Annotated in this window: 19 protein-coding genes; 7 read left to right on the plus strand and 12 right to left on the minus strand. The window is 55.9% G+C overall.

Going from position 1 to position 22645, the window contains the following annotated elements:
* Positions 1-16: 16 nt before the first annotated feature.
* From metX to CAMM_RS03010, 4 genes are all read right to left on the minus strand, one after another.
* Complete coding sequence (metX, locus tag CAMM_RS02995) at positions 17-1159, minus strand: homoserine O-acetyltransferase MetX (RefSeq protein WP_003849722.1); 1143 nt, start codon at positions 1157-1159, stop codon at positions 17-19.
* Positions 1159-2472 (minus strand): O-acetylhomoserine/O-acetylserine sulfhydrylase, encoded by a 1314-nt coding sequence (locus tag CAMM_RS03000; RefSeq protein WP_003849721.1) that lies wholly within the window; start codon positions 2470-2472, stop codon positions 1159-1161. Before CAMM_RS03000 ends, metX begins: the two co-directional genes overlap by 1 nt.
* Positions 2473-2582: 110 nt before the next feature.
* On the minus strand, positions 2583-3791 hold the full coding sequence (locus tag CAMM_RS03005) for a saccharopine dehydrogenase family protein (protein ID WP_232051026.1): 1209 nt from the start codon (positions 3789-3791) through the stop codon (positions 2583-2585).
* A gap of 5 nt (positions 3792-3796) precedes the next feature.
* Positions 3797-4420 carry an MBL fold metallo-hydrolase gene (locus tag CAMM_RS03010; protein WP_003849719.1) on the minus strand — a complete coding sequence of 208 codons (624 nt, stop codon included), beginning with the start codon at positions 4418-4420 and terminating at the stop codon, positions 3797-3799.
* Between the two features lie 136 nt (positions 4421-4556).
* On the opposite strand from CAMM_RS03010, the gene dps reads away from it, so the two are divergent.
* Positions 4557-5036, plus strand: coding sequence for a DNA starvation/stationary phase protection protein Dps (dps, locus tag CAMM_RS03015; RefSeq protein WP_003849718.1), 480 nt, complete (start codon positions 4557-4559; stop codon positions 5034-5036).
* Between the two features lie 69 nt (positions 5037-5105).
* Here the strand turns inward: dps and CAMM_RS03020 are convergent, their stop codons facing one another.
* The 7 genes from CAMM_RS03020 to CAMM_RS03050 form a co-directional block, all read right to left on the minus strand.
* Positions 5106-7199, minus strand: a complete 2094-nt coding sequence (locus tag CAMM_RS03020; RefSeq protein WP_040356383.1) for a M3 family metallopeptidase — start codon at positions 7197-7199, stop codon at positions 5106-5108.
* Between the two features lie 140 nt (positions 7200-7339).
* Entirely contained in the window at positions 7340-9514 is a 2175-nt protein-coding gene (locus CAMM_RS03025; RefSeq protein ID WP_040356380.1) for an NADP-dependent isocitrate dehydrogenase, read from the minus strand.
* A gap of 146 nt (positions 9515-9660) precedes the next feature.
* Entirely contained in the window at positions 9661-10623 is a 963-nt protein-coding gene (locus tag CAMM_RS03030) for a siderophore-interacting protein (protein WP_003849715.1), read from the minus strand.
* A gap of 11 nt (positions 10624-10634) precedes the next feature.
* Positions 10635-11456: an ABC transporter ATP-binding protein gene (locus CAMM_RS03035; RefSeq protein ID WP_003849714.1), complete on the minus strand. Its 822-nt coding sequence runs from the start codon at positions 11454-11456 to the stop codon at positions 10635-10637.
* A 9-nt stretch (positions 11457-11465) separates the two neighbouring features.
* Entirely contained in the window at positions 11466-12563 is a 1098-nt protein-coding gene (locus tag CAMM_RS03040; RefSeq protein ID WP_050759907.1) for a FecCD family ABC transporter permease, read from the minus strand.
* On the minus strand, positions 12563-13687 hold the full coding sequence (locus CAMM_RS03045; RefSeq protein WP_269472885.1) for a FecCD family ABC transporter permease: 1125 nt from the start codon (positions 13685-13687) through the stop codon (positions 12563-12565). Before CAMM_RS03045 ends, CAMM_RS03040 begins: the two co-directional genes overlap by 1 nt.
* Before the next feature lie 54 nt (positions 13688-13741).
* Positions 13742-14839: an iron-siderophore ABC transporter substrate-binding protein gene (locus tag CAMM_RS03050; RefSeq protein WP_040356378.1), complete on the minus strand. Its 1098-nt coding sequence runs from the start codon at positions 14837-14839 to the stop codon at positions 13742-13744.
* Positions 14840-15189: 350 nt separating this feature from the next.
* Here CAMM_RS03050 and CAMM_RS03055 point away from each other — a divergent pair, with 350 nt between their 5' ends.
* The 6 genes from CAMM_RS03055 (at position 15190) to CAMM_RS03080 (ending at position 21260) form a co-directional block, all read left to right on the plus strand.
* Positions 15190-16419, plus strand: a complete 1230-nt coding sequence (locus tag CAMM_RS03055) for an MFS transporter (RefSeq protein WP_040356478.1) — start codon at positions 15190-15192, stop codon at positions 16417-16419.
* Between the two features lie 102 nt (positions 16420-16521).
* The gene (locus CAMM_RS03060; protein WP_003849708.1) at positions 16522-17430 is read left to right on the plus strand and encodes an exodeoxyribonuclease III; all 909 of its coding nucleotides are present in this window, start codon (positions 16522-16524) and stop codon (positions 17428-17430) included.
* Positions 17431-17584: 154 nt separating this feature from the next.
* On the plus strand, positions 17585-17776 hold the full coding sequence (locus CAMM_RS03065) for a membrane protein (protein WP_003849707.1): 192 nt from the start codon (positions 17585-17587) through the stop codon (positions 17774-17776).
* 194 nt (positions 17777-17970) lie between these two features.
* Positions 17971-19023, plus strand: a complete 1053-nt coding sequence (trpS, locus tag CAMM_RS03070; protein WP_003849705.1) for a tryptophan--tRNA ligase — start codon at positions 17971-17973, stop codon at positions 19021-19023.
* Between the two features lie 55 nt (positions 19024-19078).
* Positions 19079-20158 (plus strand): YhjD/YihY/BrkB family envelope integrity protein, encoded by a 1080-nt coding sequence (locus CAMM_RS03075; RefSeq protein ID WP_003849704.1) that lies wholly within the window; start codon positions 19079-19081, stop codon positions 20156-20158.
* 151 nt (positions 20159-20309) lie between these two features.
* Positions 20310-21260: an RDD family protein gene (locus CAMM_RS03080; protein WP_003849702.1), complete on the plus strand. Its 951-nt coding sequence runs from the start codon at positions 20310-20312 to the stop codon at positions 21258-21260.
* Here the strand turns inward: CAMM_RS03080 and CAMM_RS03085 are convergent.
* Positions 21199-22641 (minus strand): D-alanyl-D-alanine carboxypeptidase family protein, encoded by a 1443-nt coding sequence (locus CAMM_RS03085; RefSeq protein ID WP_003849701.1) that lies wholly within the window; start codon positions 22639-22641, stop codon positions 21199-21201. The two genes, CAMM_RS03080 and CAMM_RS03085, sit on opposite strands and share 62 nt — an antisense overlap.
* Between the last annotated feature and the right edge of the window lie 4 nt (positions 22642-22645).

Raw genomic sequence — 22645 nt, forward strand, 5'->3', positions numbered from 1 at the left:
CTGGCATCAGCCGAGGTTAGATGATGTATTCATCACCGATTCGAAACTCCACACCATCAATAGACTCCGCACCCTCGGGCAGGGTCTGCTTAATGAAATTGCGCAGAATGCGGTCCATCTGGCGGCCTTCGACCAAGAAAGCATCGTGGCCGACGGGGGAGGACAACTTGGCCATGGCCAGCAGGTTGCCCAAGTTGCGCGAGATATGTTCTTGCTGGTGATACGGGTACAAAATATCGGTATCTACGCCGACGACCATGGTGGGTACCTGCGACGAAGCCAAAGCTTTGTTGAGCCCGCCGCGGCCGCGGCCAATATCGTGCCGGTTAAGAGATTCGGTCAGCGTCACGTACGAGCCTGCATCGAAACGCTGCGTCAGCTTGGCTCCCTGGTAATCCAGATAGGAATTAACCGCAAAGCGCTGATCCTTTTTCCGGTACGCACCCAGGGGATTTTCCCCGGCCTGCGCAGACGTTCCAAAGCGCTCATCGATTTCCATTTCCCCGCGGTAGGTTAAATGCGCAATCCGGCGCGCGGCAGCCAAGCCCTCATCAGGGCTCTGGCCGGCGTAGTAGTCACCGCCTTGCCACAGCGGGTCGCGCTCAATCGCGGAAATCTGCGCGGACTGAATACCAATCTGCCACGCAGAAGCGCGCGCGGAGACCGCAATAACACACGCCGCCTGCATCATCTCGGGGTAGAGCAAGGTCCACTCCAACGTGCGCGCCCCACCCATAGAACCACCGATGATGGCATGGACTTCCGCAATGCCTAAGACATCGAGAAAACGCTTTTCGGCCTCGACTTGGTCGCGGATAGACACCGCAGGAAAGCGCGAGCCATACGGCGTGCCGTCAAAATCCGAGCTCGGCCCGGTTGAGCCATTGCATCCGCCGAGCACATTAGTGGCAATAACGCACCAAGTATCCGTATCTAGCGCCTTGCCCGGCCCCACCAAATCGCACCACCAGGTGGCCACATCAGAATCACCGGTTAAGGCATGTTCAATCAGCAGCACATTGGATCCGCGGTATTCGCCCCAGCGCTGATATGCAAGATCAACGGCAGGCAGTTGGGCACCGGCTTCGGTGGTAAAAGATCCGATGGCAACGGTGGCAAGGACGCCTTCATCGGCAAGCGAAACGTGCTGTGCAACCATTAGAGCGCGGCGAATCCCAGTTCAAGGTCAGCGATGATGTCGTCAATGTTTTCAATGCCGACGGACAGGCGGATGGTGGCCTGGGTAATACCAGCCACGCGCAAGCCTTCTTCATCAGACTGGGAGTGGGTCGTCGATGCAGGGTGGACTACCAGCGAGCGGGTATCGCCGATATTGGCCAGGTTGGAGTGCAGCTTGAGCGCATCAATAAAGGCCCAGGCCTCATCCTTGCTGCCATCAATTTCAAAGGACAGCACCGAACCGGTGGAGGTATAGCCCAAACGTTCCTTGACGTCCTTATAAGGGCTGGAATCTAGGCCCGCGTAGTTGACCTTGGTCACCTTGTCGTGTGCTTCGAGGTACTCGGCTACCTTTTGCGCGTTTTCGCCATGCTTATCGATGCGCAGCTGCAGCGTTTCCAGACCCGCCAGCGTTACCCAGGCGTTGAATGGGGACAGAGCAGCGCCGGTATCGCGCAGGATGCCCGCGCGTGCCTTGAGCGCGAATGCTGGCGCGCCCAAATCGGCGTACTTGAGACCGTGGTATGCGGCATCTGGGGTGACAAAGTAGGGAAACACTGGCTTGCCGTCGCGTTCGACGGTCCAGTCGAACTTGCCGCCGTCGACGATGACACCACCCATGGACGAGCCATTGCCTGAGTAGAACTTGGTGGTGGATGCGACGACGATGTCCGCGCCGAGTTCCAGCGGGCGGGCAACGGCTGCGGTAGCAATCGTGTTATCCACGATTAGGGGTACTTGATTATTGTGCGCGACCTCGGCAATAGCTGGAATATCGAGGATATCCGCAATCGGGTTGCCAAAAGTCTCAGCGTAGAGCGCACGGGTATTGGGCTGGACGGCATCAGCCCATGATTGTGGATCATCGGGGTCTTCGACCAGCGTTACCTCAATGCCTAAGCGCTGCAAGGTAATGGTGAACAAGGTTGTGGTGCCGCCGTACAGGCGTGGGGAGGAGACAATGTGATCGCCTGCCGAGGCCAGGTTAATAATGGCTGCGGTCTGCGCTGCCTGCCCGGACGCGAAAGCGACTGCGTCCACGCCGCCTTCCAAGCTCGCAATGCGTGCTTCTAAAGCGCCAGTGGTGGGGTTGGTCAGGCGGGTATAAATCGGGCCGGCATCCGAAAGGTTAAAGCGGTTTGCGGCGTGTTCTGCCGAGTCAAAGACGAAAGAAGTCGTCTGGTGGATGGGAACGTTGCGGGAGTTAGAAGATCCGTCCAAGTCTTGCCCCACGTGCAGAGCGCGGGTTTCTAGGGACCAGTTTTCGAAGTTGCTGTTGTCGTATTTTGTCATACCTGGCACGGTACCTGTGGGGCATGGCAGCTTTCACCTTTGGAATTGAACATGCAGGCAGTGCGAGAATATAAATAGACAAAGCGGTATTGTTTTGCGTAGTAAGCGGTCTAGGAAAACTTCATGCCATGCGCATGCAACGCATCCCGATATGGTGCGCCCAGCGCTGTTGCTGGGGTGAGTATCCCGCCGGAAACATCCGGTATCTCTTTCGGTGATGTCGCTAAGACCACAGCTGCTTCGGCGAGCATCATCGAGGTCACGCGATATCCCGGATCCCCGTGCGCGGTCACCGAGGAGGTATACAGCGCTCCCGTGGTGCTTAACCCGTAGTGGGTGATACGAAACCCGCCCTCATCTAGTTTCTTTGGGCCATCGCCAGGCTGCGGCAAAAAACGCGCGAGCCGCCTATTCATCACAACCGCGAACCCTAATGCGGTGATAGCAAATAGCGCTTGTGCTTTGATGCGGCCGGTTAGCCCCGTGCCGGTGGTCATGACTTCCCGGTAGCGCAGTTTGTCGCCGTAGGCATAACCCGACAGAGTATTGGAGCGGCGCACGATGCGCGTATTGAACATCGCCATGAAAAATGGCCCAGTCCACTGGCGCACAAGATCATCAAAGTAGACGTCCATGTCCTTTTGCTCGCCTACGTCCGGTTCCTGTTTATGATCCGGGGAGAGTGTATAAGGACTGTGCAAGATTGCCCCGCCCTTGTCCATCTGCTTGGCATCCGCACTGACCGCACGCATGGAATCGATGGTGCCACCAGATAGGCCGCCAGAAAGATACTCCACCGCCATGGTGACCTGGTCAAAATCGGTACCAGCGGTGTCGTGGAGGTGGAACATGCCCATATCGGAGGGCACGGAATCAAAACCACACGAGTGCACAATCTTGGCGCCGGTTGCCTGCGCTTTGTCTTGCCACCTATCGATATTGCGGCGGATAAATAAAGCCTCACCACATAGGTCGACATAATGAGTGCCGTTGTCCACGCATGCCTCGACGACCTTTTCGCCAAAGTAGGTATAAGGACCGACGGTGGAAATGAGCACGCGGGTGCGTGCCGCCAGCTGTTGTAAGGCATCGAGATCTGAAGCATCGGCGACGATGATGGGTATGGAAACGTCGAATTGTGCGACTTCGTTCCGCAACTTGGCTTCACTACGGCCTGCTAGCGCAAGCGATAGTTCCGGGTGAGTGCGTACCAGATACTCTGCAGTCAGCGAGCCAACAAAGCTGGTAGCGCCAAAGACGACGATGTCGAATTCTCGGCTGCTGTGGTGATCAGCGCCGTGGTTCATGCTCGGTGTCATCTGCCTTAGTTTTCCACATCCAGTGGTTGGGAAAGATCCAGTGGGGTTCCTTCTTCCAGGCGAGCATATCCCGGTACTTTCATCTTGGTCATGACATTGTCGTACAGCGTGCGGCCGAAGGTGCTGAGGACCCCGTCATGGATAGGGATGGTGCGCTTAGCGGAGATAGTGCGTGCATAAGCAGCCGCTTCGGAATTTTTCACCCACGGCGCAGAAATCGGAAGCAAGAGCACATCAACATTGTGAAGGCCTTTGATGTATTGATCACCTGGGTGCAAAACTCCATTGAAGTAATAGCCCAAATTCACCGGGCGAGGCATCCGCGGATGCACCTCGTGGTGAAGGCCGCCGACGGCGTGAATGGGGGTGCCGAGCAACTCAAAAGATTCGCCGGGACGTAAAACGGTGCCTTCGCCGATGAGCCCGACGGCATCTGCCGGTCCCCACACCGGAAGTCCGGAGGCTTTGACAGTCTCTGCATCGACGTGATCGGGATGCGAGTGGGTAAGTAAAACTGCATCCGCTGACGCCAGGATAGAAAGATTGGAAGCAGGCCCTGGGTCAATAACGAAGACGCCTTGGTCGGTGGAGACAGAAGCGCAGGAATGTCCGTGGAGTGTAAGTTTCATACGTCCCAGCCTAGATAATCTTTGCGCGCTTGTGGTGTGGCAGCTTTGTCTGCATTCCGTCAAACGTGAGTTATGACCTGCGCAAATGGGATAAAAACTTCATGCAGGAAAACTAGATTAGGGATATGATGGGGATATGACTCAATACACTGTTCCTGGTTTGTCCGATGTCGAATCTAAAAAGCTCTCTGAAGAATTGCAGGCGCGTTTAAATGATTACAACGACCTGCATTTGATTTTGAAGCACGCCCACTGGAACGTGGTGGGCCCGAACTTCATCGCGGTTCATGAGATGCTGGATCCGCAAATTGATCTCGTTCGCGGCTACGCCGATGAAGTTGCCGAACGTGTCTCCACCCTTGGCTTTGAGCCACTGGGTACTCCAAAAGCACAAGCAGAAGACCGTACTCCACTGAAGTACGAGCTCAACCGTGCCAATACCCAAGACCACCTCGCGGCGATCGATGAGCTGTACACCACCGTGATTGAAAAGGTTCGTGAGTCCATCAAGGTCTCCGGAGACATCGACCCGATTACTGAAGACCTGCTCATCGGCCAATCCGCGGAGCTAGAAAAGTTCCAGTGGTTCGTGCGCGCACACCTTGACAACGCATAAAACACAGTAAAAAGCGGAAGCCATCAGAAGAAGATGGCCTCCACTTAGTGCTTCCTACTAGGCGTCGAGTTAGCTTGCGCTTGGAGTATTGAGTCCGCGGCGAACTAGTAGTGGGGTGAGATCCTTGTCGCGGCCGCGAAGTTCGGAATAGACCTCGGAGAAATCACGCGATGCACCCGTGGACAAAATCAGGTCGCGGAATTTTTGGCCTGCGTGCCGGGCTGCGTCGTCGCTGACATCCGACGACGCAGAGTTGTCGGATGGGGTGGCAGCGTTTTCTTCGCGGAACCATTCGAAGCCATCAGCATCAAGGGCTTCGGCCCACAGGTATGAGTAGTAGCCTGCAGAATAACCGCCAGCGAAGATGTGCTGGAAGTATGTGGAGCGGTAGCGCGGCGCAATGCCATCGATGTCCATGCCTGCCGCGTTTAACGCAGACTGCTCGAAGTCAGCGATGGCTTCCGGGGTGGATTCCAACTGTGCTGCTTCTTCCGGAGTAAGCGAGTGCCAGGCGAGATCAATGATGGACGCGGCGACATACTCGGCTGTGGCAAAGCCTTGGCCAAACTGGGAAGCCTGGGACACGGCATCCAGCAGCTCATCGGAGATCACCTCACCGGTGTCAACGTGGCGGGCATAGTTTTTAACCAAGGCGGGATCAAGCGCCCAGTTTTCATTAATCTGCGAAGGGAATTCCACCCAGTCACGCGGCACATTGGTTCCGGAGAAGGTGGGGTAGCGGACATCGGAAAGCAGCCCGTGCAACGCGTGACCAAACTCGTGGAAGACCGTGTGCAATTCATCCAAGCTCAACAGCGGCGTGGAGCCATCCGCCGGGCAGGAGATTCCCATGACGTTGATGACCACGGGCTTGGTGCCTAATAGGTGGGACTGTTCCATAAACGCCGACATCCAGGCACCGCCGCGTTTGGTGGGACGACCGAAATAATCGGTGAGGAAAAGGCCAATGCCCGTGTTGAGCTCGTGTTCTTGACCCTCGTCGAAGACCTCCCACACGCGCACGCCCTCGGCATAGCCTTCTAAATCATCACGCGGGATAACCGTAATGCCGTAGAGGCGATGGGCGGCGGCGAAGACACCATCGACAAGCACTGCGTCCAACGGGAAGTATTTGCGCAGCTCATTTTCATCCACCGCGTAATCGCGCTGTCGAACCTTGGATTCCCAATAGGGCCAATCGGCGGGGCCGAACTTTTCCCCATTGATTTCAGCTTCTTCCGCCAAAATCTTCTGCTCACCGGCGGCGTTGGTATTAATAGCCGGCACCAGTCCGCGCAGCATGTTATTAACTGCCGATGCTTCCTTGGCGGTTTCTTCCGCAATCACGTAATCAGCGTGGGTGTCAAAGCCCAGCAAGCGTGCGCGTTCAGCACGCAATTGAGCCATTTCTACTAAGACCTCCGAGTTGGACTCGGTGCCGCGCAGACCGGCTGCTTCGTACAATGCCGCGCGGGCCTCAGGGCGTGCCAAACGCTGCTGCTCGGACTGCACCGAAGGCAGCTCTAGTGGGAAAATATAGCCTTCCTTGCCCAACTCCTGAGCGTATGATGCAGCGGCTTCAATGCGATCTTGGGGAAGACCCTGCAGCTCGTCTGCGCTACTAAACTGCACTGCGCGGGCGCGGGTATCTGCCATCAAGTTGCGGCCAAATGCTTCCGACAATGTGGATAGACGCTGGTTGATCTCGGATAAACGCTGCTTTTCATCTGCCGCAAGGTCTGCGCCCTTGCGCTTGAATGTGCGCAGCAGGTGTTCATGCAAACGCTGCGATTCCGTATCCTCCGGCGCCGTGACTGCCTGCAGGCGCTCATAGAGCTTGTCATTTTGATAGACCGTATCCGTGTGCGCGGAGAGCTGTGGGTAGACCTCCGCCGCAATCTCTTCCATCTCGTCGGTGATATCAGTGCCGGAGAGATTGCCAAACACTGCCATGACGCGTTCTAAATCCCGACCGGAGCGCTCGAGTACTTCGATCGTATTGGTCCACGTTGGAGCCTCAGGATTATCTGTAATCGCGGCAATTTCTGCGCGGTGGCGAGATAAGGCTTCAGTAAAAGCAGGTCGGTAGTGCTCAACGCGGATATCTGCGAACGGTGGAAGCTCATACGGCAGCTGGGATGGAATAAGAAGTGGGTTAGTCATAGCCTCCCAATCTACCCCGGAATGAAAACATGCCTCGTTAGCATTCATCGCAACTGGTTAAAGGCATAATGAACGCCCTTCCGATCATGAAGATCAGAAGGGCGTTGATGCTTAGGGCCGATCGGCCGACAGCGGAAGAATTACTTCTTCAGAGATTCCAGGATCTCGTTGTACTTGGAAGAAGGACGCATGACCTCGGTGGTCTTGTCCTCGTTTGGCCAGTAGTAGCCGCCCAAGTCGGTGGACTGACCCTGGATGTCAATGAGCTCCTGAGCGATAGCATCAAGGTTCTCATTGAGCTTCGCGGAGAATGCCTTGAAGCCTTCTGCCAACTCAGCGTCATCGGTCTGCTTTGCCAATTCCTCAGCCCAGAATGCTGCGAGGTACAGGTGGGAACCGCGGTTATCGATTTCCTTGACCTTGCGGGATGGGGAGTAGCCTTCGGTCAGCAAACGCTCGGTTGCATTGTCCAGTGCCGCGGCGAGAACGCCAGCGCGCTCATTGCCGTGGTTCTGCTGCTCGTGGCGGAAGGATTCAGCCAGTGCCAAGAACTCACCGAGGGAGTCCCAGCGCAGGTGGTTTTCTTCCTGTAGCTGCTCAACGTGCTTAGGGGCAGAGCCACCAGCACCGGTCTCAAACAGGCCGCCGCCTGCCATCAAAGGAACAACGGAGAGCATCTTTGCAGACGTGCCCAGCTCCAGAATTGGGAACAGGTCGGTGTTGTAGTCACGCAGAACGTTACCGGTTACGGAGATGGTGTCTTCGCCGCGACGGATGCGCTCAACGGTGACCTTGGTGGCCTCGATTGGAGAGAGGATCTCAATGTCCAAGCCCTCGGTGTCGTGGTCGCCCAGGTACTTGTTGACCAAGTCGATGAGATTGCTGTCGTGTGCACGCTCAGGATCCAGCCAGAAGATGGTCTTCATGCCGGACAGGCGTGCGCGGTTGACAGCAAGCTTGACCCAATCCTGGATTGGAGCATCCTTGGTCTGGCATGCGCGCCAGATGTCGTTTTCCTCAACGTTGTGGGAAATCAGAACATCGCCAGCGGAGTTAACAACCTGAACTTCGCCGTCAGCTGGGATCTTGAAGGTCTTGTTGTGGGAGCCGTACTCCTCAGCCTTCTGCGCCATCAGACCAACGTTCGGGGACGTACCCATGGTGGTTGGGTCATAAGCGCCGTTTTCACGGCAGTCATCAATAACTGCCTGGTAAACGCCAGCGTAAGAGGAGTCAGGGATGACTGCCAGAGCTTCTTGCTCTTCGTCATTCTTATTCCACATGTGGCCAGAGGTGCGAATCATCGCTGGCATGGATGCGTCAATGATGACATCCGATGGAACGTGCAGGTTGGTAATACCCTTGTTGGAGTTGACCATGGCCAAGTCTGGGCCGTTTTCCAAGGCTGCATCGAAAGCTGCCTTGATCTCAGCGCCATTGTCCAAGTCATCCAATGCGGAGTAGATGGCGCCAAGGCCATTTTCGCCGTTAAGACCAGCTGCGAGGAGCTGGTCACCGTACTTGTCGTAGACGTCGGAGAAGAAAGAGCGCACGACGTGGCCGAAGATAATTGGGTCGGAGACCTTCATCATGGTGGCCTTTAGGTGCGCGGAGAAGAGGATGCCCTCTTCCTTTGCGCGCGCTACCTGTGCCTTCAAGAATTCATCGAGAGCCTTGGCGGACATAAAGGTGCCGTCAATGACTTCCTTGTCCAAGACCTTAAGGCCGTCGAGCAGAACGGTTTCTGCGCCGTCAGTGCCGACCAACTTGATGGTCAAGGTGTCATCGCCATCGATGATGACGGACTTCTCATTGTGGCGGAAGTCATCAGCGTCCATGGTGGCAACGTTGGTCTTGGAATCCTTCGACCATGCGCCCATGCGGTGTGGGTTTGCCTTAGCAAAGTTCTTTACAGCCTGTGGAGCACGACGGTCGGAGTTACCTTCACGCAGAACCGGGTTAACAGCCGAGCCTTTTGCTACGTCGTATTTATCCTTCGCATCGTCATACTCTGGCAGATCAAATCCAGCAGCCTGCAGTTCTGCGATGGCCTTACGCAGCTGAACCTCAGAAGCAGAAATATTTGGAAGCTTAATAATATTTGCTTCCGGGGTCTTAGCCAGCTCACCAAGCTCAGCCAATGCGTCTGGAACCTTGGTCTCAGGGAACTGAGCCAAGATACGAGCAGCCAGTGAGATATCTGCGGTCTCTACTTCGATGCCAGCGACGGAAGCAAATGCCTCAACGATCGGCTTGAAAGAGTAGGACGCAAGCAATGGTGCTTCGTCAGTACGGGTCCAGATAATCTTTGCCATGCTTCTCCTATAAGTAATGTTTCGGAAAACGTTCAACATCCAAGAATACCGGTTTACCGTATCTTTTGGGAGTTTGAGCCCCCGATTGGCGAACAAGTGGCCAACTGAGGTTCCCAGAAGTACGGCAAAATGCTCACGCGGGGTGTTTAACCGAGTGCTGTAGCGCCCTTTTTCCAGTAGCCCATAAAGGACACGCGGTGACGGGGAATACCCGCGCCTTTGACAAGCATGCGCCGGATGGTGGTGACCATGGTTGCCTCGCCCGCAATCCAGAAATAAGTGTTGGCGAATCGTTCAGCCACGGTAGAAGACACAGGTGGGATATCTTCTTCCTCGTCGCGTACGGTGCTGTGCTGTGGGGTCTCCCAAATCAGCGGGGACGGCTCGGTATCCGACGGGGGTGTTGGTTCCGGCAGGCTAAATTCCCCGCGCGGGTTGTCGGCTTCGCACAGACGAGATGCCGATTCCACCAGCATGTCACCATAGGTGTGTTCCTGGCTGCGCGGTACCCAATTCACGGTGAGGTTGGGCGGGAGATCAAGGTGCTGTGCATCATCGATATCAACCAATTCGCAGTACATGGTGCCGCGCAAAGTCTTCGGCCATTCGTCGGCAATCCGCAGCATGGCCGGAAGCGCCGTTTCATCGCCCATGATGATGACTTCCTGTGCATCGCCCGGTTGGAATTCGATGCCAGGGCCGGACGGATCTTCTTTTTGTGGGGCAATGACATAGAGTTCATCGCCAGGTTGTGCTTCTACAGCCCAGGTAGCTGCCGGTCCACTTGCCGCGGTACCAATCCCGTGCAGAGCAAAGTCGATGTCGAGCTCCGCAGGGCCGTGTGCATGCGCATGACGTAGCTGCCGGATGGAGTAGGTGCGCATGTACCCACGCTTGTCCGGTTCGAGTGCTTTCCACTGTTCGTACCAATCACCATCTTGTGCAAACTGGGGTAGCCCGTGTTGTCCGGGGATAACTAACTTGATGCGCAAGTCCATAATCTGACCGGCAGGGCCCATATCATCCACGCCGGTGAAGGTAACGCGCTGGAAATTCGGAGAGATTCGGGTGGAGGATTTAACGGTGGCAGCAAACGGGACAAAAGCCATGGTGTATCTATTTATTCCTTTACATGGTGGCGGCCAATCGGCATGACAGCCGGGAGATTGGATACCGGATCGGTAATGATGATGGAGTCAATATCAAAGACATTGGCGATAGTTTCTTGAGTAATAACCTCATGCGGTTTGCCTTGCGCAACGACGTGGCCGCCAGAGACAGCCACCAGCTCATCGGAATAGCGTGCCGCTAGGTTGAGGTCGTGCAAAACCATCACGATGGTGGTGCCGCGGGTGTGGTTTAACTCGGTGAGCAGATCCAATACGTCGAGCTGGTGCTTGACGTCTAAGTACGTCGTTGGTTCATCTAGTAATAAGGTCTCGGTCCTTTGCGCAAGAGCCAAGGCAATCCACACACGCTGACGCTGACCGCCGGATAGTTCATCGATGGAGCGTTCTGCAAGGTCTGATATCCCGGTAGCTTCCAAAGATTCTGCGACGATCTCGTAATCTTGCCCGCTCCAGCGGCCCAAAAGTCCTTGATGTGGGGTGCGGCCGCGGCCAACCAGATCCGCTACCGTAATTCCATCCGGCGCGATGGGGGACTGAGGCAATAGGCCCAGCCAGGTAGCAAGCTTGCGGGTTGGCAGTTCAGAAATGGACTGTCCGTCTAAGACCACCTCGCCGTGAGAAGGGTTAAGAAGTCGCGACATGGTGCGCAACAGCGTGGATTTGCCGCAGCCGTTGGGGCCGACGATGGAAGTCACCGCGCCACGCTGGATATCCACGTTGAGGTCTTGTAATACGCTGCGTTCGCCGTAGTTGACCGACACCTTATCGACGCGCATAGCTGGGATATCGGAGTTTAATTGTGTTGCCGTCATGAAAAACCTCTATCGCGATGAACGAGTAAGTAGATAAATAAGAAATGGCGCACCAATGGCACCGGTGATAACTCCCACGGGATAGCGCGTGCCAAAAAGGTACTGGCCAGCAATATCTGCAACGAGAACCAATAAGGCGCCCAGCAATCCAGCCGGAAGAATCAGTGACGTGCCAGGTTTGAAGATGCGTGATGCAATGGGTCCTGCCATAAAAGCCACAAAGGCAATGGGGCCGGTAGCAGCGGTGGCGATTGCGATCAGCGTTACGGCGCCAACAAAAAGCACCACGCGCGTCAGCGTGAGCCGAAGGCCCAACCCGCGAGCTAAATCATCACCGAGACCAAGAACGGATAAAAAGTGGGAGCAGGCGACCAATAAAGGCGCGATGAGCAGCGTGACGATGATAACGGGCATGCCACGCTCCCACGTCATCGTGTTTAACGACCCGGTAATCCAGCGAGTAGCGGTTGGCAGATCCCACGCAGCGGCATGGGAGAGTACGTACGAGGTCCACGCCTGCATTAACGCGGCGCAGCCAATACCAATCAAAATCATGCGCGTGCCGGTAAAACCGGACTTAATGGACAGCAAGTAAATCACAACCGCCACGGTCAAAGACACCACGGTGGAGACGATGGATACGCTAGTTTGTCCCAAACCAAAGACGATAATGCCGGTGGCGCCGGCGGCAGAAGCACTAGCTGAAATGCCGATAATATCCGGCGACGCAAGCTGATTGCGCAGCATCGTTTGGAAAATTGTGCCGGCCATGCCAAACGCTAGCCCGACGGAAATAGCGACTGTCGCGCGCGGAAGGCGCAAGGTACCGACGGTGAAACTAGCTCCGGGAACGGTCTCACCCATGATGACCGCGACAACGTCGGAAGGAGAGTAAAAGGTCTCACCGATCATTAACGACACGAGCCACAAGGCTATGACCGCAACGGTCAAGATAATAAGGAGTGCGAAGTACTGACGCCGGCGCTTGTGCCGGGCGGCAGATAACGCATGTACCAAGCGTGATGTTGCCGTGGAATTCCCGGAATCCTCGGAATTCCGGGACGAGCCGGGGACGGTAGAAGGCAAAGATATGTTGGGCGTACTCATTAGGCAAGCTCCCGAACCTTGGTATTGCGGACAATCCAAATAAATAGGGGAGCGCCAATGAGCGGAACCAAAATACCGACGGCAAGTTCCGAAGGGCGTGCAACAACGCGACCGATGGTATCGGCAGCGACGAGCAAAACCCCGCCTGCCAGTCCGGTTAGTGGCAACAACCATCGATGATCTGTGCCGCAGATAAGACGCAGCAAGTGCGGAACAATCAGTCCCACAAAGGCAATGGGACCAGCAAGGGCGGTCGCGGTGCCGCACAGCATGACTGCACCTAGGGTTGCGACTAACCGCGTGGTCATCACTTTGATGCCTAGGCCGGTGGCAACATCATCGCCAAGCGCTAAAGCATTAAGCCCAGGTGCGCACGCCAGAACTATTAGTAAGCCAAGGCCTAAAAATGGCAGGGATAATTGCAACTGCTGCCATTCCGCACCACCGACTGAACCAATCTGCCAGAAGCGGAAGCGGTCCATGACATCAGCGCGCGGTAGCAAAATGGCAGAGACCAGGCTGGATGCGGCAGCGGCGGTGGCAGCACCGGATAACGCCAGCTTCAACGGCGTAGCGCCACCGCGGCCCAAGGAGCCGACGAAGTACACGAAGACAGCTGCCGCTAAGGAACCGACCATGGCAATAAGCATGGTGGGAACCGGGCGGGAGAGGCCGAAGAAAGCAATACCGGAGACCACCGCGAGCGACGCACCGGATAGAACACCGAAGATGCCGGGGTCTGCCAATGGATTGCGAGTTACTCCCTGCAAGGTGGTGCCGGACATCGCCAGCGCGGCCCCGACAAACAATGCCATGACGGTGCGTGGCAAACGGGTTGTTGCAGCTGCCTGCTCTGCGGTATCTGTGGCACCGCCGATTGCAGCCAGCGCATCTTCAATCGAGATGGACCGTACACCAAACATCACCGATAAAACCCCGGCGAACGCTAAGGCTACGAGCAAACCACACAACACGGCGACCCGTACTGCACCAAGACGACGTGTGCCAGTTGGTGATGCCACAGAAGTATCAGCGCCGTAGCTGCGCTGTACTGCTGCTCGCTCTGGTGCGGGCGATAACGAAGCTGTAGGCATTCGGTGGCGGTCAACGGACTGGATAGACATGGTGCGGGGTGCCCCTTGAAAAGTTTGTGGCTGACGGGATGTCGAAAGAGTTACTTATTCCGCATCGAAGGCGGTATTCAACGCGGCGAAGTACTCATCGATGCCCCATGGAATCGACAGCGGGGAAGGGTTCGCAGCTGCGCCCAAAGGTCCTTCTTCCAAAAAGACCACGTTGCCTTCTGCGATAGCCGGGATCTTTGACAGCAGTGGGTCTGCCTGCATGTCTTCTAAGGTTTTCTGATCGGCGGCCTCATCGCCGGAGGAGTAGGAGATGAAGAAATCAACATCATCGAATTGCTCGGGGTTTTCTGCGGAGACTTCCTCCCAGAAGGAATCAGATTTGCCGGTGTATTCCTCAACGATTTCTGGAGTTTCAAAGCCTGCCTCCTTCAAGAACCCAGCGCGGGGATCATCCAAGGTGTAAAAACCAATCATGGAATCACTCGACGCGCCACCGAAAGAGGTAAATAGCGGCTTTTTGCCTTGCAGCTCTGGGTATTTATCCATGGCTTCAGAAACCTGCTTTTTGAGGTCAGCATTGAGGTCTTCTGCCTCGGCAGATAAACCAAGTCCTGCGGCGTCCAAGGTGACCATGTCATAGGCAGAAGTCGTCCACGGCTTATCGGGGTAGGCGACAACCGGTGCGATTTGTGACAGCGTGTCATAGTCTTCCTGGCTTAGACCGGAGTAGGCGGCCAAGATGACATCAGGCTGGGTGTTGGCAATTTGCTCGAAGGGGATGCCATCGGTTTCATCGAAAAGCTCTGGCGTTTCCCCGCCCAGTTCTGCGAGCTTGTCCTCTGTCCACGGCATAATCCCATTGTCATTATCATCGCCCCACGTGGACTTGGACATACCTACTGGAGTGATGCCGAAGGCGAGTGGGACCTCGTGGTTTGCCCAACCAACAGTGGCAATACGTTCGGGCTTCGACTCAATGACTGTCTCGCCTAGGGCATGTTCCACGGTGACGGGGAATTGCGCAGCATCAGCGGGGTTGCTGGATTCCGGGCTGGAACCGTTAGCCGGCTCGGACGCGGCAGAGCCATTAGCGTCTGCGGAATCCGCGTCATCGCTAGTGGAGCACGCGGATAAGGACAGCGCGGCAATGACGGATGCGGCAGTAAGCCGAACCACGGTAGATTTGTGCACGGTGTGAGAACCTCCCAGGGCGAAGATAGGCGAGCCTACCTTAATTGATTTTAGGCTAGCCTATGTTAATCCGAGCTGGGAAGGTTTTGTCAATATCATTTGCCTAATCTGCGCAATAGTCAAGCCCTATTGCGCTCGGGCCTCTTTTGATGTGGTGTGATGCACGATGGTTGGTCACGGTGAGCATTAATCACTTGACGTGCAAGTTCTTCACGCAGTTGGGTAATGTTGCGCGGGTGAATGACATGCGGGGCAAAGCTGAAGAGAACGGAAAAGGTCGCCACAGTGATAATGATCACGTAGACGGGCGCCTAGGTGAGGTAGGTCAACCAACTTCTGATGGGGGTCAGATGACGGATTCGTCGCGTACCAACGAACCGCGCCGTCCACGGATTCAACGCCATCCGCGGCCGGTGCAAACCACAATCTCTAATACTCGCCGCATTATTGTGGTGATTGTTTTAGCCATGGGCGGATTCGGAATCGGCACAACAGAATTTGTGTCGATGGGTCTTTTGCCCATGATTTCTGGCGATCTCGGTATCTCCGAAGAACAAGCCAGCCATATTATTTCTGCTTACGCCCTGGGCGTCGTCGTCGGCGCGCCGATGATCACTGCTTTAACGGGCAAGATTCCCCGCCGGCGTCTGCTCATTATTTTGATGGTCGCTTTTATCATCGGCAATGGGCTGGGCATCTTCGCGGAGGATTACGCCGTGCTGATGGTCGCCCGCTTTATCGCCGGCTTGCCTCACGGTGCGTACTTCTCCGTGGCCGGTCTTTCCGCCGCGTCGATGGCACCCGCTGGCGCGCGCGGCAAAGCCGTGGCGATGGTGGGTATGGGACTATCTGTAGCCACGGTGTTGGGTGTTCCCGCAGCCCAAGCACTCGGCTCTGCGATGGGCTGGCAAGCCGCATACGCACTTGTCGTTATTGTCGGCGTCCTCACCTTGGCAGGGCTGTGGATCTTGATGCCACATATGACGCGCATGCCGCCAACCTCTGTGAAAACCGAGCTTGGCGCTTTTGCACGCCCACAAGTCTGGCTCTCACTGGCCATGGGCGCTGTCGGTTTCGGTGGCATGTTCGCCGTGTATACCTACATCACCTGGACAATGACCGAGCGCGCCGGGATGGCAGAAAGCCTCATGTGGCTGGTGCTCATGATCTACGGCATCGGCAACGTCGCCGGTAACTACTTCGGTGGTTGGTTAGCTGACCGCAGCCTGGAAAAGGGCATTCTTTTTTCCTTGGTCACCATCTGTCTAATCCTCGTGGCGTTTTTCTTTACCTCCCACAATCCAATTTTGGGCACCATCAACTTTGGCCTCATCGGGTTCTTCGGTGCTTCCTTGACCCCAAGCCTGCAGATTCGCCTCATGGATGTCGCCGGCGATGCCCAAACCCTGGCGGCTTCGTTGAACCACTCTGCCTTGAACCTGGCCAATGCCGCGGGTGCTGCCATAGGCGGCATCGTGGTCGGCGCAGGCATGGGCTATGCCTCCCCGGCCTTGGCTGGTGCTGCGTTGTCGGCCGCGGCCATCCTGATCTGGATTGGCGCGCAGTTCGTCAAAAAGTAGGGCGTGCATCATTGCATCGAGGTTTCGGTTGGAATCCTTGGTGAAAAGCCCTGGTGTGAGCTCATGGATCGAGCCTGGTGCGAAGGAAGTTAGACTATTGCCATGTCTTTAACTATCGCTTCGGTCAACGTCAACGGCATTCGCGCCGCCTGTAAGCAGCGCAATGAACTCAACCCAGGAATGAATGCATGGCTGGAAGAAACCAGCGCCGATATCGTGCTCATGCAGGAAGTGCGCGCTAATCCTGCGCAAACTGAGCTGGCTTTGAAACCATCCTTGGAGGCTGGTTGGCACTTGGCGATGGCCGATGCGCTCACCCCAGGCGCGAAAGGCCGCGCTGGCGTCGGTATTTTATCCCGGACCCCACTGACGGATGTCGAAATTGGTTTTGGTTCTTTCTTGGAGTCAGGCCGTTGGATTGAAGCTACTGCCGCTGGAGTGCGCGTGGCCTCGCTGTATCTGCCGTCCGGTGATGTGAATTCGCCCAAGTTGGATGAAAAGTACAACTTCTTGGATGAATTCGCTGGTGTTTTGGAAAAGCGGGCTGCTGAACACACCGACATGGTCATCGGAGGCGACTGGAATATCTGCCACCGTGCCCAGGACTTGAAAAACAACAAGCCGAATGAGAAAAAATCCGGTCACTTGCCCGAGGAGCGTGCCTTTATGGACCATGTCTTCGGTGCTTTCCCTGACGCGCACGCGCAGGAAAAGAAGGGTCTGGGGGACTGGCTGGGCATTGTGGACTATGAAACCAAGACCAACTGGCAGCCCACCGAAGATCCGAAATGGTTCGATGTGGCGCGCCGACTCGAGCCAGAGGCAGAAGGCCCGTACACGTGGTGGACGTACCGCGGGCAGGCGTTTAACAATGACGCGGGGTGGCGTATTGACTACCAGGCAGCAACTGATTCCATGCTGCAGCGCGCACAGCGCAGCTGGGTGGAAAAGGCACCAAGTGTTGAAGAGCGCTGGTCTGACCACTCTCCGCTGATGGTGGAGTACAACTAAGCAAAGATTGGGGGTAAGTTCACCGCTTTTTAATGCCCTCATTTCTTAACCTTTGTGTGCACGAGTGCTAAAGTAGCTGTGAACAATATTTGGTGAAGCTGGCTTTAACCTGATTTCACGTAGCTACCGTCATTACAGCAATGGAGTAGACCGTATGTCTCAAGCAATTCTTTACTACGTCCTCGGAGTCATTGGACTCGTCGTGGGTATCTGGTGGTGGACCGTTGTTGGTCCGTCCTTCGCTTTCCTTGCTCCGTTGATTGTCATGTCTGCTGGTGGCGCATTCCTCGTCGCTGGCTGGGCAACCACCCTTGACGTGTTCTCTCCAACGAGCCGCAAGATTTAAGAGCTTAATTTTAAACTTTTGCTTTCTTAATCTGCCCTGATGAGCGCCTTGGCCGGATAATCGCACTGTGTAGTGCGCCGGCCAAGGCGCTTTGCTTATGCCCAGCTAACTTTTAGCGCGAGGAATGGGGAAGTTAAGCAGGCTCGCAGCATGCGAGTGTCACCGAACTTTCACAAAATATTAAGGTATTAACTATGACTGAACCCACTTCGAAGCCAGCAGCCACCCCAACCCCACAACCTGGGGACCGTATTTTGTCTGGTATCCAGCCCACCGCTGACTCCTACCACCTGGGAAACTACCTCGGTGCGCTGAAGCAGTGGATTGATCTGCAAGATGGATTTGATGCTTTTTACTTCATCCCTGACTTGCATGCGATTACCGTGGATCAGGATCCGGCGGAATTGCGCGAGCGCACCATCGCCGGCGCAGCACAGCTGATTGCCTTAGGTATCGACCCGAAACGTTCTACGTTGTACGTGCAGTCGCAGGTGCCAGCGCACGCTGAGCTGACCTGGGTTCTCCAGTGCATGACCGGGTTCGGCGAGGCTTCGCGCATGACGCAGTTCAAGGACAAGTCCGCGCGCCACGGTCAAGACCGCACCTCAGTGGGTCTATTTACCTACCCAGTACTGATGGCAGCAGATATCTTGTTGTACTCGCCGGACTTTGTTCCCGTCGGCGAAGACCAGCGCCAGCATTTGGAGCTGACCCGCAATCTAGCGGAGCGCTTCAACTCTCGTTTCGGGGAGACTTTCCGCGTACCGGAAGCTTATATCCCACAAGGCTCCGCCAAGATTTATGACTTGCAAGACCCCACGGCGAAGATGTCTAAGTCCGGACCTAACCCGAAGGGCTTGATTAACTTGCTCGATGCACCGAAGACATCGGCAAAGCGCATTCGCTCCGCAGTGACCGATGATTTGGGCGTAGTGAACTTTGACCGCGATAACCAACCGGGTGTGTCTAACCTTTTGGCAATTCAGTCGGCGTTGACGGGGGAGGGCATCGACAAGCTAGTAGCCCGCTACGACGGCCTTGGCTATGGCCAATTGAAGGTCGATACCGCTGATGCCCTGGAAGCTTTTGTCACGCCACTGAAGGCTCGCTTTGATGAATTGATGGATGACCGCGGCGAAATTGAAAGCCTGCTGGCGGATGGTGCTGACAAAGCCACTGAAGTTGCTACGCCACTTCTTGAAAACGTTTATGACAAAGTGGGGTTTCTTCCTGCGCGCCGCCGCTAAATCCGGTCTACTGTAGATAAAAGCCCGCTGAACGTTTCTTAGAAAGGCCTTGACAATGGTTGCCAAAACTAAACCCAATGGCAAGAGAACCGATGACTCCGGCATTGAACGCTCCCGGCAAGACGAGCCAGGAGCAGTAGATAAAATTCGCGAACGTTCCGGCTTTGTCGATCACATCATGCGCATGCAAAACCGGTATGCCGCGCAAGGCGGCAACCAGTTTTCCGCCGGTGTTACCTATTACTCCGTGCTGGCGATTTTCCCGCTGTTTATGCTGATGGTTGCCGTGGTAGCCACGGTGCTGGCCAACCGCGAGGACCTGCTCCAACAAGTCCAAGACGCCATCACCGGTGCTGTCGAAGGCGATTTAGGCCAGACCATTAATGACTTGCTGGTCACCGCCATCGACCAGCGCGCCGCGATGTTTGGCGTTGCCGGTTTGACCACCTTGTGGTCCGGACTGGGTTGGATGAACAACCTGCGCATCGGCATTTCCGCGATGTGGGGCTTGGATGCCAACGAAGGTGGCAACTTCTTAAAAAAGAAGTTCAATGACTTGCTTGGCCTGATTGGCCTGCTCATTGCCTTCCTCGTAGCGTTTGGCGTTACGGCTGCTGGTACATCCGGCATCATTCCGCAGATCTTTGACTGGGTCGGCATTGATCACTTCCCCGGCATGGGTTGGGTGATTTTCGCTCTTGGTCTCGCTGTTGGTCTATTAGCCAACTTCCTGGTCATGTGGTGGATGATCGTGATCCTGCCGCGCACGAAAGTGCCACTTAAATCCGGCGTGAAAGGTGCGCTGTTGGGCGCGGTCGCACTCGAAGTAATCAAGCAGCTTTCCACCGTTATCATTTCTTCTGCCACCGGCAACCCAGCAGGTGCAGTCTTTGGCCCAGTAATTGTCCTGATGATCATGATGTATCTGATCTGGCGCGTGGTTATGTACATCAGCGCCTGGACTGCGACTACCGAGGAGTCTTTGGCCTTGGAAGAGCCCTCTGTTCCCGAACCAGCAGTGATCCGGGTGCGTCAAGAAATCTCTTCCGGCCCATCCGCCGGCACGACCTTCGGTGTGGGCGCTGCCATCGGCGCTATTGGCGCGGGTGCGGTAGCGCTGCTTCGCCGCAAGTAAAGGCTTGATGAGCGCTGCGAGTTTGATTCTCGCAGCAGTACCTTGGCCCAGTCTGTGATATCCGCCAGGGGTAGGGACTGGGGTCAGGGGAGTTACCTATGTGCGAAAACTTACCTGTTGGTTGTCGGGGTGACACGCTATAGTTGGGCGTATGAGTCACAGCTTTGCTCCCAACCTGTACAAGCACATGCAGCTTGATAGCGCCGATGAGCCCGCAGCGCTGGGCATTTTGCTGGCAGCGCGCGACGCGGAGCTAGAAGGACATGGTGTCACAGCCAATGATCCCCGGCGCAAGGAGATTCAGCTGTGTTACTCCATCTTGTCCAAGCCAGAAGTGCGCAAGCATTATGATGATGCGATTTCGGTGGGACGGAAAATTACTTGGCCGGAGATTGAGCACCTAGCCAATTTTGGTACGTGGCCGGATCCGGTCACGCGCATGAACGTTAGTGATAGCCCGCAGCAAACCCACGGGTGGTCGAGCCCGCAAGGGATGCCGCAGCACGGTCCGCAGCGCCAGCAACAACCACTGCCGCCGCAAACCCCACCGGCGGCGCCTTTTGCGGCAACTCAGCAGCCGAATTCCAGTCCTTATGCGCAGCCGTTTAATCCTTATCAACAGCCGAACTATCAGCACGCGCAGGTAGCGCCGCAGCAGGCACAAGCGATGTATCAGGCGCCGGTGGATCCGAATATTGCGGATCGTCCATCCTCCGGCACGCGCATTGGCATGGCCTTTTTGGACTGGGTCTTGTTATCTATCATCCCAGCGGCATTGGTGATCGGGGATTCAGTGATCGCCAGCATCGTGGCAGGTACCTTGCTGGCGGTACTTTTTGTGGGCACCGAGGTCGCTTTTGGCGGGTCACCTGCCAAATTGCTCTTTGGCTACCGCGTGCGCGATGTTAATACCAAAGAAAAGCTCAGCATTGAAAAATCCATTAAGCGTCAGTGGTTTAGAAGCATCCTGGTGGTTCCCGGGTTGGGCCAGACCGTGGGCTTTCTGGGCGCCTTAGGCACTGCGTTTACTATCAACCCTGCTAACGAGCTGCGTGGCGCCCACGACCGCTGGGCCGACGCAGAAGTAGTAAAGAAGAAATAATCGCAATAACAAGCACACCAACGCCAGCCACAATCAGCCACGGCCACCAGCCGGACTGGGTGTGGCTTTCTTCTGCAGCCACGACATCAGAGCCGGAGGCTTGCGCAGCCTGCGGAACTGCCGAGGAAGTCTCAGCTGGCATGCCCACCAACTTGATATCGTCGAGCGTGCTTACCCCGGCGCCGGCGGGGACGTCATAGGCTTCATCGAGAAGCATCTGTGCTTGCTCCCACGCGCGTGGTCCGTGGTCAATGGTGGTATCTAAAATAACCGCCATCAAGCGGCGGCCATCGCGGTCTAATGCGCCGACAAAGGTGTGGTTGGCGTCATCGGTGTAGCCGGTCTTGCCGCCAATTCCATCCGGGTCATTCATGAAAAGCCCGTTGTCATTTCCTAGTTCATAGCCTTCGAGATCGCCATAACCGGGAAATTCTGCCGTGTCAGTTCCTACCATTCGGGCAAAGGTTGGGTTTTTAAAGGCCTCGGTATACAGCAGCGCCATATCGGAAGCAGATGTGGACATGCCTGGGGCATCAAGGCCAGAGTAGCTAGCAGCAAAAGTCGAGCGTGCGCCTAAATCTTGGGCCAGCTGATTGATCTTGGTCAGCGTTTCTTCATCGCCGCCGAGCTGTTGCGCTAAGGCGTGGGCGGCGTCGTTGCCCGAGGCCATGAGCAGTCCTTGCAAAAGCTGCTCGACCGTATAGTGCCCACCCGGGCCGATACCCACCGCGGAGCCATCAATGGCTGCGTCCTCATCGGTACCGGTCACGACTTTTTTCAAGTCCAATTCATCGATCGCCACCATAGCCAGGAGCACTTTGAGAATGGATGCCGGGCGATAGCGACCATGCGGGTCTTTCATCGCCACGATCTCACCCGAATCCAAGTCGGAGACTATCCACGCTGAGGCACGCACATCATCATTGACGCGGAAACCCGACGGCGCCTGCACACCACAGTCGGATTCTTGCACTTCAGGCAGGGGAGCGGGGGATTGCTGCCCCGGCGCTACCGCTTCGGAGGTGGTAACTGGCTTCGGCGGAAGCAGTGCTTGCGGGCAGTTATCAGTATTGGGAGCTACTTCCCGGGTCGAGGATGCCGGTGCGTCCTCAGAAGTTTCGCCACCATCCGGGTTGTCGGAATCATTCAGTAGCCCATCAAAAACGTCAGCAAGACCTTGCTCAGGCCCCACACCTTGCTCTGCATTCATGCCTTGTTCCGTGGGCTCAAACTCTTGCGCACCGACCACCGGGGTCGACAAAGCCAAGGTTGCACCAGTCAACGTGGTGGCCACTAAAGCAGGCAGCAGACGACGCTGGCGGCCTGTCTTGCTTCGGCCGCCAGCGGGAGTAGAGAAGGTGAAATTGGGTGAGGCATTCATTGTA

The sequence above is a fragment of the Corynebacterium ammoniagenes DSM 20306 genome (genome assembly GCF_001941425.1).
In the GTDB taxonomy this organism is placed as follows: domain Bacteria; phylum Actinomycetota; class Actinomycetes; order Mycobacteriales; family Mycobacteriaceae; genus Corynebacterium; species Corynebacterium ammoniagenes.